Source organism: Mesorhizobium sp. WSM4935 (assembly GCF_029625735.1).
Classification (GTDB): domain Bacteria; phylum Pseudomonadota; class Alphaproteobacteria; order Rhizobiales; family Rhizobiaceae; genus Mesorhizobium.
On the sequence record NZ_JARTVR010000002.1, the window covers coordinates 303553 to 318948 of the forward strand.

General features: G+C 63.9%; 13 protein-coding genes. 6 read left to right on the forward strand and 7 right to left on the reverse strand.

Annotated elements, in window-relative coordinates:
* Positions 1-32: 32 nt before the first annotated feature.
* From P9273_RS05750 to P9273_RS05765, 4 genes are read left to right on the forward strand one after another with little or no spacing between them, the layout of a single operon-like run.
* Entirely contained in the window at positions 33-2486 is a 2454-nt protein-coding gene (locus P9273_RS05750; protein ID WP_278048028.1) for a GcvT family protein, read from the forward strand.
* Positions 2483-3382 (forward strand): homocysteine S-methyltransferase family protein, encoded by a 900-nt coding sequence (locus P9273_RS05755; protein ID WP_278048029.1) that lies wholly within the window; start codon positions 2483-2485, stop codon positions 3380-3382. Before P9273_RS05750 ends, P9273_RS05755 begins: the two co-directional genes overlap by 4 nt.
* Positions 3382-4563 carry a pyridoxal phosphate-dependent aminotransferase gene (locus P9273_RS05760; protein ID WP_278048030.1) on the forward strand — a complete coding sequence of 394 codons (1182 nt, stop codon included), beginning with the start codon at positions 3382-3384 and terminating at the stop codon, positions 4561-4563. Before P9273_RS05755 ends, P9273_RS05760 begins: the two co-directional genes overlap by 1 nt.
* Positions 4560-7007, forward strand: a complete 2448-nt coding sequence (locus P9273_RS05765) for a GcvT family protein (protein ID WP_278048031.1) — start codon at positions 4560-4562, stop codon at positions 7005-7007. Before P9273_RS05760 ends, P9273_RS05765 begins: the two co-directional genes overlap by 4 nt.
* Positions 7008-7139: 132 nt before the next feature.
* On the opposite strand, the gene P9273_RS05770 is transcribed toward P9273_RS05765, so the two are convergent.
* The 7 genes from P9273_RS05770 to P9273_RS05800 are packed head-to-tail and all read right to left on the reverse strand — an operon-like array spanning position 7140 to position 13773.
* The gene (locus tag P9273_RS05770) at positions 7140-7727 is read right to left on the reverse strand and encodes an NAD(P)H-dependent oxidoreductase (protein ID WP_278048032.1); all 588 of its coding nucleotides are present in this window, start codon (positions 7725-7727) and stop codon (positions 7140-7142) included.
* On the reverse strand, positions 7727-8308 hold the full coding sequence (locus P9273_RS05775) for an NAD(P)H-dependent oxidoreductase (RefSeq protein WP_278048033.1): 582 nt from the start codon (positions 8306-8308) through the stop codon (positions 7727-7729). The genes P9273_RS05770 and P9273_RS05775 overlap by 1 nt, the downstream gene beginning before the upstream one ends.
* 44 nt (positions 8309-8352) lie before the next feature.
* Complete coding sequence (locus tag P9273_RS05780) at positions 8353-9750, reverse strand: FAD-binding oxidoreductase (protein WP_278048384.1); 1398 nt, start codon at positions 9748-9750, stop codon at positions 8353-8355.
* A gap of 2 nt (positions 9751-9752) precedes the next feature.
* Positions 9753-11051 carry a cytosine deaminase gene (locus P9273_RS05785; protein WP_278048034.1) on the reverse strand — a complete coding sequence of 433 codons (1299 nt, stop codon included), beginning with the start codon at positions 11049-11051 and terminating at the stop codon, positions 9753-9755.
* A 42-nt stretch (positions 11052-11093) separates the two neighbouring features.
* On the reverse strand, positions 11094-11945 hold the full coding sequence (locus tag P9273_RS05790) for an ABC transporter permease (protein WP_278048035.1): 852 nt from the start codon (positions 11943-11945) through the stop codon (positions 11094-11096).
* Positions 11932-12753 carry an ABC transporter ATP-binding protein gene (locus P9273_RS05795; protein WP_278048036.1) on the reverse strand — a complete coding sequence of 274 codons (822 nt, stop codon included), beginning with the start codon at positions 12751-12753 and terminating at the stop codon, positions 11932-11934. The genes P9273_RS05790 and P9273_RS05795 overlap by 14 nt, the downstream gene beginning before the upstream one ends.
* Before the next feature lie 15 nt (positions 12754-12768).
* Positions 12769-13773, reverse strand: a complete 1005-nt coding sequence (locus P9273_RS05800) for an ABC transporter substrate-binding protein (RefSeq protein WP_278048385.1) — start codon at positions 13771-13773, stop codon at positions 12769-12771.
* Positions 13774-14026: 253 nt separating this feature from the next.
* On the opposite strand from P9273_RS05800, the gene P9273_RS05805 reads away from it, so the two are divergent.
* Positions 14027-14410 carry a RidA family protein gene (locus P9273_RS05805; protein WP_040981965.1) on the forward strand — a complete coding sequence of 128 codons (384 nt, stop codon included), beginning with the start codon at positions 14027-14029 and terminating at the stop codon, positions 14408-14410.
* A gap of 181 nt (positions 14411-14591) precedes the next feature.
* Positions 14592-15389 (forward strand): creatininase family protein, encoded by a 798-nt coding sequence (locus P9273_RS05810; protein WP_278048037.1) that lies wholly within the window; start codon positions 14592-14594, stop codon positions 15387-15389.
* The last annotated feature ends 7 nt before the right edge of the window (positions 15390-15396 follow it).

The window sequence follows — 15396 nt, forward strand, 5'->3', positions numbered from 1 at the left end:
AAGCGCGAGGCGCTTAGGCTTGGAGGAAGAACATGGCGGATTTGCCGACCACGGCACGCGTGGTGATCATCGGAGGCGGTGTCGTCGGCTGCTCATCGCTCTATCATCTCTGCAAGGCTGGCTGGACCGACTGCGTGCTTCTGGAAAAAAACGAGCTGACCTCCGGCTCGACCTGGCATGCCGCCGGCAACGTGCCGACCTTCTCCTCGTCATGGTCGCTGATGAACATGCAGCGCTACTCGACCGAGCTTTACCGGGGGCTCGCCGAAGCGGTCGACTATCCGATGAACTACCATGTCACCGGCTCGCTCCGGCTCGCCCATACGAAGGAGCGCATGCAGGAATTCCAGCGCGCCAAGGGCATGGGCCGCTACCAGGGCATGGATATCGACGTCGTCGGCCTCGACGAGATCAAGCGCCGCTACCCTTTCATCGAGACGCATGAGCTGAAGGGCGCGCTCTATGATCCGAGCGACGGCGACATCGATCCGGCGCAGCTGACGCAGGCGCTCGCCAAGGGCGCGCGGGACATGGGCGCGAAAATCATCCGCTTCTGCCCGGTCACCGGCGTTCGTCGCGAGAACGACGAATGGGTGATCTCCACCTCACAGGGTGAGATCCGCTGCGAAATCGTCATCAACGCGGCCGGCTACCGCGCCGCCGAGGTTGGAAAAATGTTCGGCCGCGACGTGCCGATGATGGTGATGAGCCATCAGTACATATTGTTCGAGGAGATCCCCGAGCTCGCCGCCTGGACGAAGGAGCAGGGCCATAAGCTGCCGCTGCTGCGCGACGTCGACACGTCCTATTACCTGCGCCAGGAAAAGAACGGCATGAATCTCGGTCCCTATGAGCGCAATTGCCGCGCGCATTGGGCGACCCACAACGATCCGATGCCGGAGGATTTTTCCTTCCAGCTTTTCCCGGACGACCTCGACCGTCTCGAGCACTACCTCGCCGACGCCGTCGCCCGCGTGCCGATCCTCGGCACCGCCGGCCTCTCCAAGGTGATCAACGGACCGATCCCCTACGCTCCGGACGGCAACCCGTTGATCGGGCCGATGCCCGGCGTACCGAACGCCTTCGAAGCCTGCGTCTTCACCTTCGGCATCGCGCAAGGGGGCGGCGCCGGCAAGGTGCTGGCCGAATGGGTCACCGAGGGCCAGACCGAATGGGACATGTGGTCCTGCGATCCGCGCCGTTTCACCAGCTTTGCCTCGGCGCCCGATTATTGCGTCGCCAAGGGCATGGAGATCTACGGCAACGAATACGCCATCCAGTTCCCGCGCCATGCCTGGCCGGAGGGGCGCAACCGCAAGCTGTCGCCGCTGCACGAGCGCATCAAGGCGCTGGGCGGCCAGTTCGACGCCTATAATGGCTGGGAGCGCGCCACCTGGTATGCGAAACCCGGCGACGACACGTCCGAGGAGTCCACCCTCACTTTCCGCCGCGACGGACCCTGGCAGCAGCGTGTGCGCGAGGAATGCCTTGCCGTGCGCGACGCCGCCGGCATCCTCGACCTGCCCGGCTTCTCGCGCTTCAACCTCGAAGGCCCTGGCGCCGCCGACTGGCTGGCGTTGCAGGTCACCGGCCTTGTGCCGAAACCCGGCCGCATCGGCCTGGTCTATTTCGCCGACGAGAAGGGCCGCATCGTCACCGAAATGTCGGTCGTGCGCCACGGCGAAGACCAGATGACCTTGATCACCGCCGCGGTGGCGCAATGGCACGATTTCGAATGGCTGAAGTCGCGCATGCCGACCGACGCTGCCTTTACGCTGACCGACCGGACGGAGGAGTACTCGACGCAGATCCTCGCCGGCCCTAACTCGCGCCAAATCCTAGCGGAAGTTTGCAACGCCGATCTGACGCTGCCTTGGCTGACGCATCAGGAAACGACGATCGCCGGACGCTGGGCAAAGCTGGTGCGCGTCTCCTTCGCCGGAGAGCTCGGCTGGGAAATCCACACCAAGGTTGCCGATACGCCGGCGGTCTTCGACGCTGTCTGGGCCGCCGGCCAGAAGCATGGGCTAAAACCCTTCGGCATGTATGCGCTGGATTCGCTGCGCCTGGAAAAAGGCTACCGCGCCTGGAAGGGCGACCTCTCGACCGACTATTCGATCCTGCAGGGCGGGCTGGAGCGCTTCGTCAAATGGGACAAGCCGGACTTCCGCGGCAAGGCGGCTTTGCTCAATGAGCAGCAGCAGGGCGTGAAGAAGCGCTTCGTCACTTTGGTCGTCGAAAACCCCGGCGAGTGCGATGCGCCCTATATGTCGACGCTCTGGCATGACGGCAGGATCGTCGGCGAGACGACCTCGGGCGGCTGGGGCCACCGCGTCGGCAAGTCGATCGCGCTCGGCATGCTGCGCGCCGATCTTACGGAGCCGGGCACGGCGGTCGAGGTCGAGATTTTCGGCGATCGCTTCAAAGCTATCGTCCAGAAGGACGAACCGTTGTGGGACCCGAAGAACGAAAGGTTGAGGGCATGAGCTGCGTCATCCTCACCGATGGCGGCATGGGCCAGGAACTGGTCCGGCGCAGCAAGTCCGAGCCGACTCCGCTTTGGTCGGCCAGAGTGCTGATCGACGAGCCGGACCTGGTGCGCGACCTGCATGCCGAGTTCATCCGCGCCGGCGCCCGCGTCATAACCATCAACACTTATTCGGCAACGCCGGAGCGCTTGGCGCGCGAGGGCGCCGAAGATCTGTTCAAGCCATTGCAGAAGCGCGGCATCGAGCTGGCGAGGCAGGCCCGCGACGAGGCTGGCGACACCGCCATTGCCGGTTGCCTCTCGCCTCTTTTCGGCAGCTACGCGCCGGCGCTGACCATCTCTTTTGAGGAGACGCTCGGCATCTATCGCAGTATCGTCGCCGAGCAGGCCGAAGGCGTCGATTTGTTCCTGTGCGAGACCATGGCTTCCGCCGAGGAGGCGCGCGCGGCCGTCACTGCGGCATCCGAGAGCGGCAAGCCGGTCTGGGTGTCCTGGACTCTCGCCGACCATGGCGCGCCGCGCCTGCGCAGCGGCGAGAGTATTGCGGCCGCAGCTAGCGCCCTCGGCGATCTGCCGGTGGCGGCACGGCTGCTCAACTGCTGCCGGCCCGAAGCCATCGCCGCCGCATTGCCGGAACTCATGGCTCTTGGCGGTCCGGTCGGCGCGTATGCCAACGGCTTCACCTCGGTCGAGGCGCTCAAGCATGGGGGCACGGTCGACGTGCTGCACGCGCGCCATGATCTCGATCCGCAGGCCTATGCCGACCAGGCCATCGGCTGGGTCGAAGCCGGCGCAAAGATCGTCGGCGGCTGCTGCGAGGTCGGCCCCGCCCATATCGCCGCCCTGCGTGACCGGCTCGCGCAGGCCGGCCACCAGATCTCGGGAGTTTCCTGATGCCAAAGCCATCAAAGCGCATTACCGCCATCGTGCCTTCCGGCAAGGATGGCTGGGAAGTTCATTTCGCCGCCTGGACCCGCAAGCAGGCCGGCGAAGACATCATCGTGCTCTCGGTCGGCGACCACGATTTTGACACGCCCTCGGAAACGATCGAGGCCTGCGTGACGGCCGTGCGCGAGAGTAATCATCACTACACGCCACTTCCCGGCCTGCCGCGCCTGCGCAAGGCGATGGCGGCGGCCTCCACCGCCTGCAGCGGCATCCTGACGGAACCCGACGAGGTCATCGCTACGGCCGGTGGCCAGGGCGCGCTCTATGCCGCCGTGCAGGGGGTGCTCGACCCGGGCGACCACGCCATTGTCGTCGCGCCTTACTATGCCACCTACCCCAACACCTTCAGCGCCGCCGGCGCCAGCTTCACCGTGGTCGAGACGCCGGCCGAGGATGGGTTTCAACCCCGCGCGGACATGATCCGCGCCGCGCTCAAACCCAACACCCGCGCCATCCTGATCAACACGCCGAACAACCCGACAGGCGCCGTCTATTCGCGCGAACGGCTCGAAGAGCTGGCCGAGATCTGCAAGGAGCACGATCTTTGGCTGCTGTCGGACGAGGTCTACTGGACACTCGGCGGTGGCGAGCATATCTCGCCGCGTTCGCTGCCCGGCATGGCCGAGCGCACGCTGGTCATCAACTCCATGTCGAAAAGCCATGGCATGACCGGTTGGCGCATGGGCTGGCTGACCGGGCCGAAGGCGATGATCGCGCTGATGATCGACCTCAATCTGGTCACGACCTACGGCCTGCCGGCCTTCATCTCGATCGCCTGCGCCGAGGCGCTGGAGAACCACTATGGCGTGAAGGACATCGCCGAGCGGTACGCAGCACGACGCACTGTCTTCCTCGATGCCATACGTGGCGCGAACGAACTCACCGTGCGCGGCTCCGAAGGCGGCATGTATGTCATGCTCGACATCTCCGCAGTCGAGCCCGATGACGAGAAGTTCGCCTGGGCGCTGCTCGACAAGGAGAAGGTCGGCGTCATGCCCGGATCGAGCTTCGGCGAGGCCGCCGCCGGGCATATCCGCATCAGTCTCTGCCAGCCCGAACCCATCCTCAAGGAAGCAGCGCTTCGCGTGCGCCGCTTCGCTTCCAACTATCGCCGCGAGGCCGCATGACCAGGACTGTTCCGACAAAAGCCCGCGCCGTCATCATCGGCGGCGGCGTCTCCGGCTGCTCGGTCGCCTATCACCTGGCCAAGCTCGGCTGGACCGACATCGTGCTGCTCGAGCGCAAGCAGCTCACCTCAGGCACCACTTGGCACGCGGCCGGCCTGATCGGCCAGCTGCGCGGCTCGCAGAACATGACGCGCCTGGCGAAATACTCGGCCGATCTCTACGTCAAGCTCGAAGCCGAGACCGATGTCGGCACAGGCATGCGCCAGGTCGGCTCGATCACCGTCGCGCTGACCGAGGAGCGCAAGCACGAGATCTACCGGCAGGCTTCGCTCGCGCGCGCCTTCGATGTCGATGTGCGCGAGATTTCGCCGCGCGAGGTCAAGGAGATGTATCCGCATCTCAATGTGTCGGATGTGGTCGGCGCCGTGCATCTGCCGCTCGACGGCCAGTGCGACCCGGCCAACATCGCGATGGCCCTGGCCAAGGGCGCGCGCCAGCGCGGCGCGACAATCATCGAGAACGTCAAGGTCACCAAGGTCCACACGAAGAACGGCCGCGTTTGCGGCGTCTCATGGGCGCAGGGCGAGGAGCAAGGCACGATCGAGACCGACATCGTCGTCAACTGCGCCGGCATGTGGGCGCGCGAGCTTGGGCGGCAGAACGGGGTGACCATCCCGCTGCATGCCTGCGAGCATTTCTATCTCGTCACCGAACCGATCCCCGGCCTCTCCCGCCTCCCGGTGCTGCGCGTGCCGGACGAGTGCGCCTATTACAAGGAAGACGCCGGCAAGATGATGCTCGGCGCCTTCGAGCCGGTGGCGAAGCCTTGGGGCATGGACGGCATCCGCGAGGATTTCTGCTTCGACCAGTTGCCTGAGGACATGGAGCATTTCGAACCGATCCTCGAGATGGGCGTCAACCGCATGCCGATGCTGGGCACCGCCGGCATCCACACCTTCTTCAACGGCCCCGAGAGCTTTACGCCCGACGACCGCTATTATCTCGGCGAAGCGCCGGAGCTTTCCGGCTACTGGATGGCGACCGGCTACAACTCGATCGGCATCGTTTCTTCGGGCGGTGCCGGCATGGCGCTGGCGCAATGGATCAACGACGGCGAGGCGCCCTTCGACCTGTGGGAGGTCGACATCCGCCGCGCCCAGCCTTTCCAGAAGAACCGCCGCTATCTGAAGGAGCGTGTCTCGGAAACGCTCGGCCTGCTCTATGCCGATCATTTCCCCTATCGCCAGATGGCGACCTCGCGCGGTGTGCGCCGCTCGCCCTTGCACGAGCATCTGAAAGCGCGCGGCGCCGTCTTCGGCGAGGTGGCGGGCTGGGAGCGCGCTAACTGGTTCGCGCGCGAAGGCCAGGAGCGCGAATACCGCTATTCGTGGAAGCGGCAGAACTGGTTCGACAACCAGCACGACGAGCACCTCGCAGTGCGCAACGGCGTCGGCCTGTTCGACATGACGACTTTCGGCAAGATCCGCGTCGAGGGCCGCGATGCCTGCGCGTTTCTGCAAAGACTCTGCGCCAACGACGTGGATGTCGCTCCGGGCAAGATCGTCTATACGCAGATGCTCAACGCCAAGGGCGGCATCGAGAGCGACCTCACCGTGACGCGGCTGTCGGAAACGGCCTATTTCCTCGTCGTGCCGGGCGCTACGCTGCAGCGCGACCTTGCCTGGCTGCGCAAGCATGTCGCCGACGAGTTCGTCGTCATCACCGACGTGACGGCGGCCGAGGCTGTCATCTGCCTGATGGGACCGGATTCGCGAAAGCTGATCCAGAAGGTCAGCCCGAACGATTTTTCCAACGAGGCCAATCCGTTCGGCACCTTCCAGGAGATCGAGATTGGCATGGGTCTAGCTCGCGCCCATCGCGTCACCTATGTCGGCGAGCTGGGCTGGGAGCTCTATGTCTCGACCGAGCAGGCCGCCCATGTCTTCGAGGCGATCGCTGAAGCCGGCGCCGATGTCGGCCTGAAGCTCTGCGGCCTGCATACGCTCGATTCCTGCCGCATTGAAAAAGCCTTTCGCCATTTCGGCCATGACATCACCGATGAGGACAATGTGCTGGAGGCGGGCTTGGGCTTTGCCGTCAAGACGAGCAAAGCCCGCTTCATCGGCCGCGACGCGGTGCTGAGGAAAAAGGAAGCCGGCCTGTCACGCCGTCTGCTGCAATTCCGCCTGAAGGACCCGCAGCCTCTTCTCTTCCACAACGAGGCGATCCTGCGCGACGGCAAGATCGTCGGGCCGATCACATCCGGCAATTACGGCCACCATCTCGGCGGCGCGATCGGGCTCGGCTATGTGCCTTGCCAGGGCGAGAGCGAGGCGGATGTGCTTGGCTCGTTCTACGAGGTGGAAATCGCCGGCGAGCGTTTTGCCGCGGAAGCATCGCTGAAGCCGATGTATGACCCGAAGGCGGAACGGGTGAAGATGTAGCGCCGGTCCCCTTCAATGGGGAGAAGGTGCCCGAAGGGCGGATGAGGGGCGCCAGACTCTTGTAAGTTCGCGCTGCCCCTCATCTGGCTGCCGCCATCTTCTCCCCGTAGAACGGGGAGAAGAAAGCTAACCTCAAAATCGCTCCAACCTCGCCCTCACCTTCGCCAAAAACGCCGTCCTGCTCTTCGGTGTCGACGAATCCATCCGATAATGCGCCAGGAAGAACGTCTTGCAGCGCGTGGCGCACAGCGCCCGCATGCCGCGCAGGATCGTCTTGCGGCCCGGCTGGCCGACGACGACGCTCCACCAGGTCGGCGCGCCGCAGGTGGTGATGACGCCGACCTTGGTGACATGCCGCATCAGAGAGGTGATCCGCCCTTTGCCGGTCGGTAGCTTGAAGGTGATGTCGGTCGCCCAGACCCGGTCGAACCAGCCCTTCAGCATCGCCGGCAGCCCGTACCACCAGGTCGGATAGATGAAGAGGATCGCCTCGGCCCATTGCAGATGCTCGAAATATGGCTTGAGTGCCGGATCCTCCGGCGCGCGGTCGTTATAGGAGCGCCGCTCCTCGCAGTTCATCACCGGATCGAACCTCTCGGCGTAGAGGTCGAGCAGCCGCACGTCCCAGCCTCTCCGCGTCAAGACCTCCACCGCAGTGTCGCGGATCGCCGCGCAATAGCTTTCGGGCACCGGATGGCAATAGACCACCAGCACGCGCATCAGAAGGCGTCCATTGTGGCCGCGACCTTCGCCATGAAGGCGTTGCGCGTCTCGTCGGTCGAAAGGTTCATCGAATAATGCGCGAGATAGGAGACGGAAGCGCCCGGCTTTATGGTCGCCCGCAGCATGCGCTTGACGATCTTGCGCGGCGGATCGCCCATCAGCATGGCGCGAAAGCGGCTGCCGCCATAGGTGGTCACGGCCGCGAGCTTGCGGATGTTGTGCAATGTCGGCTGCACCTTGCCGTCGACCAGCTTGAACGACACGCCGGGCAGGAAGACGCGGTCAAAGAAGCCTTTCAGGATCGCCGGATAACCGTAGTTCCAGACCGGAAACGACAGCACCAGCGCCTCGGCATTCTTCAGCCTTTCGACATAGCCGGCGACTGCGTCGTTCGGTCCACGCGGATCATGGTAGCCGAGCCGCTCGGCACGCGTCAGTCGCGGATCGAAATCCTCGGCATAGAGGTCGCAGTCGTCGACCGCATGCCCCGCCGCGGCGAGCCGCTCGACGATCGTCTTGTGCAGGCCGGCGTTGAAGCTGGTCTCCACCGGATGAGCGTAAAGCACGAGGATGTTCACGCGAGGATATCTCTGAGGTCTGCGCGAAGCACGCTCATCGCAAGTCACCCCGCCTTTTGCAGCCCCTTGAACAGGAAAGACTTGCCGGAGCGGTAGTCGTAGTCCGGATTTTCCCAGGCAATCATCTTGCCGGGATTGAGCAGCCCTTGCGGATCGGTTTCGCGCTTGAAGGCGAGCTGAACCTCGTCCGTTTGCTTCATGCCGCCCTCTTCCAGCGTGTAGCGGTGCGGGTTGAAGATCCAGCAGCCATTGTCCTCATGGATGCGGATGATCTCGTCGAGCCGCTCTTCCGTGGTGTAGCGGACCAGCGGCAGGCCGGCGGCGCCGATCGCGCCGTCGAAGCGGATGAATTCGAGATGCGCCGGCACCTCGTCGCCGAAGCGGTCGACCATCGCCTTGACATGCGCAAGGTGATCCGGCGACGGATAGCGCGCCTGCAGATAGGTGATTGTCGGATCGACCCTGATGGCGCGCAGCGTCGTGTGGTTCCAGGTCAGCTCATAAGCCGGCGGCAATCCCTTCAGGTCGGTCTCGAGGTCGGCTCTAAAGACAATTTCGCCTTTGCCGGCCCGTACAAACGCGAGGAATGCATCCATCGCATGCGGGGCGATCATGCACACTACGATGCTCTGTTCGCGCCGGAAGAACTTCTGGTGCCGTTTGAAATAATCGTAAGGGATGGGCGCCGCGATCGGCGTGATCAGCTTCGCCAGAATGCCGTCCTGCTCGGCGAGGTCGTTGCCGAAGCTGGCCGCGTCCATGAAATCGTCGAAACCGACGATGACGTCGATCCAGTCGTAGGAAGCCGTCAGCGGCATCTCGACCTCGGTTATGATGCCGTTGGTGCCATAGGCGTGCATGACCTTGAGCACATCCTCGCCGGTGAGTTCCATGACACGGGGCTCGGCCTCCATCGTCACGGTCCTCAGCCGGATCACGTTGCCGAGGTCGCGCAACCCGCCCCAGCGGATCGAGCCGACGCCGCCGGAGCCGCCGGCGACGAAGCCCCCGACCGAGGCAGTGTTGTAGGTCGAGGGCGACATGCGCAGCTCTTGGCTGGAATGCGCCCGCGCCGCTCTGTCGATCTCTGCCAGCACCGCGCCCGGTCCGGTCACCACCCGCCCCGGCGCAATCGTTTTGATCTCGTTCATCTCGGCAAGGTTCAGCACCACGCCGCCCGACAGCGGCATCGCCTGCCCGTAATTGCCGGTGCCGCTGCCGCGCGGCGTCACCGGAACGCCGTGCCTGTGGCACGCGGCAAGCACGCGGATGACCTCGCTCTCGTTCTTCGGCGTGACGATCAGGTTCCCCTTGATGTGATCGAGCTGCGCTTTGAGCACCGGGCTGTACCAGTAGAAGTCGCGGCTCTTCTGCTGGACGATCGCCGGATGGTCGTCGATCTTGATCCCGTCGAGATCGCGCTTCAGCGCTGCGATATCCATCATCACACCATCAATTCGTCGAGTTCGGCATAATCGGGCAGTCGGCGTTCGATCGCCCTACCCTCGCGCACCACGATGCGATCCGATTCGGGGCGCGACAGCAATTCAGTCCAGCTCCGTCCTTTGAAGACGATGAAGTCGGCGCTGCCGCCGGCGGTCAGCGAGCCGGCGCTTTCGAGCCGCATCACTTCGGCCGGCGTTGCCGCCACGGCCCTGGGCCAGTCGCCGACCGGGTGGTCGAAATGCAGGATGCGTGTCGCCATGCGATAGACTTCCAGCATGTCGAGATCGCCATAGGCGTAGAACGGATCGCGCGTGTTGTCTGAGGCGACCGCCACCTTGATGCCGCGCGCCTTCATCTCATGCAGCAGCGTCACGCCGCGCCAGCGCGGGGTGGTGTGGTCGTTACGCCTGTCCTGCAGATAGAGGTTGCACATCGGCAGCGACACCACGGCGAGCCGCGCCTTGGCCACTTTGTCCAGCGTGTCTAGCACCTCGAGGTCCGGCTGGCGCGCCAGCGAGCAGCAATGGCCGACCAGGATGTTGCCTTGGAAGCTGTTCCACAGCGAAGCCTCGGCGATCTTCTTCAGCGAGACGGCCGCGACATCGTCGGTCTCGTCGGCATGGAAATCGAGATCGAGCCCATGCTCGATCGCCTGGGCGAACACCTGGTCGAGCAATTCCTCGAGATCGGGCACCATATAGGTGACGACGCCGAGCACGCCTTTGGCCACGGCCACGCGCTTCGCCAGCCGCTCGAACCAGGCCTTGTCGCGCACGCCTTCGATGCCGAGCAGGCAGGCGGCCTGCAGTTCGATGCGCCCACGCCATTTTTCCCGCATCGCCTCGAACACCGGCCAGGAGATCTCCTCCTGCGGCGGCACGCTGTCGAGATGCGTGCGCACGGCCTTGGTGCCATGTGCGTAGGCTGAGCGCAGCGAGAAATCCATGCGCCGCGCAACGTCCTCGGCGCTCCAGCGCGCGGCGCGGTCGGCGCCGGTGGCATTGAGCGCGCCCATGAAGGTGCCGTCGGGGTTGGGTTTTCGCGGCCAGATATGGCCCTTGTCGATATGGGTGTGGCAGTCGACGAAGCAGGGCAGCACGATCCGGCCGGCGAGGTCGATCGCATCGGCCGGCGCCTTTGCTCCGCCATGCACTGCAATGCTCGAAATCTTGCCGCCGGCAACGGCCAAATCGGCAAGTGCGAAACCATCCGCATCGAACGATGCGGCAAGCCCGGGGGTCAGCGAACGGTGAATGCGGGCATTGCTAAGCTGGTAGGAACCAGAGGCAGGTATCAAGATCTGGTCCTCTTCGTGATTTCCTCTGCGATTCTAATCACCCTAGCGCTCCTGCTTCAGCGCGCTCTCGTGCCAGCGGCGCAGGATGAGATGCGACACCAGCGACAGCACCAGGAAGATCAGGATGCCGGTGAGCGAAATCAGGATCAGCGCGGCGAACAGGCGCGGCGCGTTGAGCCGGTAGCCGGCTTCGATGATGCGCGAGGCAAGCCCCGACGACTGCCCCTGCGCGCCGGCGACGAATTCCGCCACCACCGCGCCGATCAGCGAAAGGCCGCCGGCGATCTTCAGCCCGCCAAGGAAATAGGGCATCGCCGCCGGCAGCCGTAGATAGCGCAATTGCTGCCAGCGCGTCGCGCCGTTGAGCTTGAACAGGTCGCGTAAGTTTCGGTCGACCGAATTCAGCCCGAGCGTGGTGTTGGAGAGGATCGGAAAGAAGGCGACGATCCAGGCGCAGAGCAGCAGTTTGACCGTCTGATTGTTCACATAGATGTTGATCAGCGGGAAGATGGCGACGATCGGCGTCACCTGCAGCACGATGGCGAAAGGGAAGAACGACATCTCCACCCATTTCGACTGAGCGAACAGCACCGCCAGCCCGACGCCGCCGATGACGGCGAGCAGCAGGCTGAGGAAGGTGATCCGGAGCGTCACCAACAGCGAGGAAAAGAGCACGCCCGAATCGTTGTGCAGCGTCTGCAGCACCACGCCCGGGCGCGGCAGGATATATTGCGGGATCTCGTTCCAGACGCAGATGCGGTCCCACAGCACGATCGCCAGCACCATGATCGCCAGCGGCAGCACCCATTTGCCGACGCGCTCCAGACGCTCCTGGCGGGCGCGGCGCGCCTCTTCCGGGTCGAGCTTCAGCGTGGTGTCGTCAATGGCCGTCATGATGCGATCCGGCGGTTGAGTTGATAGCGTCGACCAGCGCATCCGAGGCCTGCCGGCAAAGCGCGGCATAATCCGACGAGGTGCGGAACGCCTCGTCGCGCGGATAAGGCGCGTCGATGGAGAGTTCGCCATGGACGCGGCCCGGACGCGCGGCCATGACGACCACGCGGCTGGACAGGAACACGCTTTCGAAGACGCTGTGGGTGACGAAAACGACGGTGAAGCGCTCGTCCTGCCACAGCTCCAGAAGATCGTTGTTGAGCTTGAAGCGGGTGATCTCATCGAGCGCGGCGAATGGCTCGTCCATCAGCAAGATGCGCGGCTTGGTCACCATGGCGCGCGCGATGGAGACACGCATCTTCATGCCGCCGGAAAGCTCGCGCGGCACGGCATTCTCGAAGCCGGTGAGATGGACGCGCGACAGCATCTCCCTCACGGCTGGTTCCGCCTTGGCGCGCGACACGCCCTTCAGCCTGAGCGGCAGCCAGACATTGTCGAAGACGCTGGCCCAAGGCAGCAGCGTCGGTTCCTGGAAGACGAAGCCGGTGTTCGAGCGGTCGATCGAGCCGCGCCAGTCGAGTTGGCCGGATGTCGGCGTCGACAGCCCGGCGATCAGCCGGAGCGCCGTCGACTTGCCGCAGCCGGAAGGGCCGAGCAGGCTCAGGAAATCGCCTTCGCGGATCGCGAGGTCAACCTTGCTCAGCGCCGTCACGCCGTTGGAAAAAACCTTGCCGACATTGCGCAACGCAAGCAGCATCGGGGCCTCGCCCGATGCCGCCGGCGTCTCAGCCACTTTCTCCTGGATCATCTCAGGCAGGCCGCCTTACTTCTTCAGCTCCAGCCCGACACCATTGTTGATGAACGCCAACGTATAGGCCTTCTTGATGTCGAGCCCCGGCTGCGCGACCTTGGCCTTGACCATCTTGTCGTAGAAACTCTGGATGCGCGCTTCGCTCATCGCGCCGATGCCGAGCTTTTCGGAATCGCCCGAATCGACGATGCCGAACTTCTTCAACTGCTCGATCGAGAAGGCGATCTGCTCATCCGTCATATCGGGATTGTCCTTCTTGATCATGTCGTTGGCGGCCTTGTTGTCGCCGTAGAGGTACTTGTACCAGCCCTTGGCCGAGCCATCGACGAAGCACTGCACCACCTCCGGTCGCTTGTCGATCGTATCCTGCATCACCTCGATGGTCGTCGCATAGGTGTCCCAGCCATTATCGGCAAGCAGGAACTGATTCGGCATGAAGCCTCCCTGCTTCTGCACCGCGAACGGCTCGGACGTCACATAGCCTTGCTGGATCGACTTCTTGTTGGCGATGAAGGGCGCCGGATTGAACGTGTAAGGCACGCGCTTCGCGGCATCGAAGCCGAGATCGGTGACCATCCATTGGAAGAAGGTCTGCGCGCCCTCGTCGCCCATGATGTACTGGTCGGCGTTCTTCAGGTCCTCCCATTTGTCCAATCCCTCTCCCGGATGGGACATGATGACCTGCGGATCCTTCTGGAAATCGGCGGCAACGACACGCATCGGAATGCCCTGCTGCACGGCATCGAAGGCCGAGAGCAGATTGCCGCCCATGTAGAAATCGATCTTGCCGGCAAGCAGCATCGGCCGCCCGCTGACCTGCGGGCCGCCCTGCATGATGGTGACGTCGAGGCCGCAGGCGGCATAGGTGCCGTCGGCGATGGCCTGGTAGTAGCCGCCATGTTCCGGCTCGGCCAGCCAGTTGGTGCCGAACGTAACCTTCTCGTTCGCGGCCGCGCTCAGCGTGCCCGCCGCCAGTAGGACGGCGGCACCCGCCAGCATCTTTCCTTGTCCGATCATAAACATCACCCTCTCTTGGCCCGGGCGCGCGACGCGCTGGGCTCGACACCGTTGATTCAAGAAGCAAGACACATGCCACCGCCTGGGCCGCCTGCTTGTGCGGCAGTCATTGCCGAGACCGGACGGGTCATGCCGTACGCGAGGCATCGTGCCTATTTTTTGAACGCCTGTCCATAATCGCCCCAGCGGCATGCACCGCATCTTGAAGGTTTCATGAATCGAGCCTTAGTCTGCAGGCGCACAGGAGAATGCGATGCTGAAATATCTCGCCCCCAAGACCATCAAGCCCCCTTTTGCCCGCTACAGCCACGGCGTTGAAATACCCGCCGGAAAACGGCTGGTGCTGTGCTCGGGGCAGTTGGGCATCGGCCCCGACGACACCGTCCCGGAGGATGCCGGGGCACAGACTGAGCTTTGCTTCAAGAACATCGCCGCGATTCTGAGCGAAGCCGGTCTGACCTTGAACGACACCGTGCGCATCAACGCCTTCGTCACCGGCCGCGAGCACCTGCAGGCCTATATGGATGTCCGCAACCGGCTCTTTTCCGATCCCGCGCCGGCATCGACACTGATGATCGTTTCCGGCTTCGCTCGCCCGGAGTTCAAGGTCGAGGTCGAGGTGCTCGCGGCAGGGTGACGGTTGCCCGCGGCGGCCAAGCACACTAGAGCCGGATGATTTCAGGTCGGATCGACCTGAAATCTGAATCCGACTCTAAATCAAAAAGATAGAGCATGATGTCGTCCGAAAACCGCTTCACACTTTTCGGCATCATGCTCTAGACCGCCCTTGCGGCGTAGCAGACCATTGGGAGAATGAAGTGGCGACAAGACGTGTGTGGTGGGGCGACTACCGGACGACCGAATATGCCTCGATCGACGCCGAAGCGACCATCGCCGTGCTGCCGGTGGCGGCGATCGAGCAGCATGGCCCGCATCTGCCGGTCTCGACCGACACCTCGATCATGGTGGGCATGCTGGAGACGGTGATCGCACGCCTGCCCGACGATCTCGACATCCGCATCCTGCCGGTGCAGGCGGTCGGCAAGTCGAACGAGCACCTGCATGCGCCGGGGACGCTCACTTTGCCCGCCACCACCTTGGTCGACGCCTGGACGGAACTTGGCCTGTCGGTCGCCCGCGCCGGGGTGAGAAAGCTGATCATCGTCAATTCGCATGGCGGCAATGAAGAGATCATGGGCATCGTTTCGCGCGAATTGCGCGTGCGCGCCAAAATGCTGTCGGTGAAGACCAGCTGGCAGCGTTTCGGCCGCCCGGCCGGCATGTACACCGAGCTCGAAGATCGTCACGGCATCCATGGCGGCGATGTCGAGACCTCGCTGATGCTGCATTTCCGGCCCGACCTCGTCGACATGAGCAAGGCCGACAATTTCGTTTCCAATGTCGGCCGCGCCGAAAAGGAATTCGCCCTACTGCGCCACACCGGCACGCACGCCTTCGCTTGGATCGCCAGCGACCTCAATCCGAACGGCGTGGTCGGCGACGCCTCGATCGCCACGGCCGAAAAGGGCCGCCTGACGGCGGAAATGCAGGCCGACGGTTTTATCAACCTGGTCAGGGACGTGCGCAAGGCGAAGCTTGCGGAGTGGCTGCTTTAGGCCGACG

What these genes read in the sequence shown, in the direction of transcription:
- P9273_RS05750 (WP_278048028.1), top strand. Translation starts at nt 33, where the DNA reads ATGGCGGATTTGCCGACCACGGCACGCGTGGTGATCATCGGAGGCGGT.
- P9273_RS05755 (WP_278048029.1), top strand. Translation starts at nt 2,483, where the DNA reads ATGAGCTGCGTCATCCTCACCGATGGCGGCATGGGCCAGGAACTGGTC.
- P9273_RS05760 (WP_278048030.1), top strand. Translation starts at nt 3,382, where the DNA reads ATGCCAAAGCCATCAAAGCGCATTACCGCCATCGTGCCTTCCGGCAAG.
- P9273_RS05765 (WP_278048031.1), top strand. Translation starts at nt 4,560, where the DNA reads ATGACCAGGACTGTTCCGACAAAAGCCCGCGCCGTCATCATCGGCGGC.
- P9273_RS05770 (WP_278048032.1), bottom strand. Translation starts at nt 7,727, where the DNA reads ATGCGCGTGCTGGTGGTCTATTGCCATCCGGTGCCCGAAAGCTATTGC.
- P9273_RS05780 (WP_278048384.1), bottom strand. Translation starts at nt 9,750, where the DNA reads ATGGATATCGCAGCGCTGAAGCGCGATCTCGACGGGATCAAGATCGAC.
- P9273_RS05790 (WP_278048035.1), bottom strand. Translation starts at nt 11,945, where the DNA reads ATGACGGCCATTGACGACACCACGCTGAAGCTCGACCCGGAAGAGGCG.
- P9273_RS05795 (WP_278048036.1), bottom strand. Translation starts at nt 12,753, where the DNA reads ATGATCCAGGAGAAAGTGGCTGAGACGCCGGCGGCATCGGGCGAGGCC.
- P9273_RS05800 (WP_278048385.1), bottom strand. Translation starts at nt 13,773, where the DNA reads ATGATCGGACAAGGAAAGATGCTGGCGGGTGCCGCCGTCCTACTGGCG.
- P9273_RS05805 (WP_040981965.1), top strand. Translation starts at nt 14,027, where the DNA reads ATGCTGAAATATCTCGCCCCCAAGACCATCAAGCCCCCTTTTGCCCGC.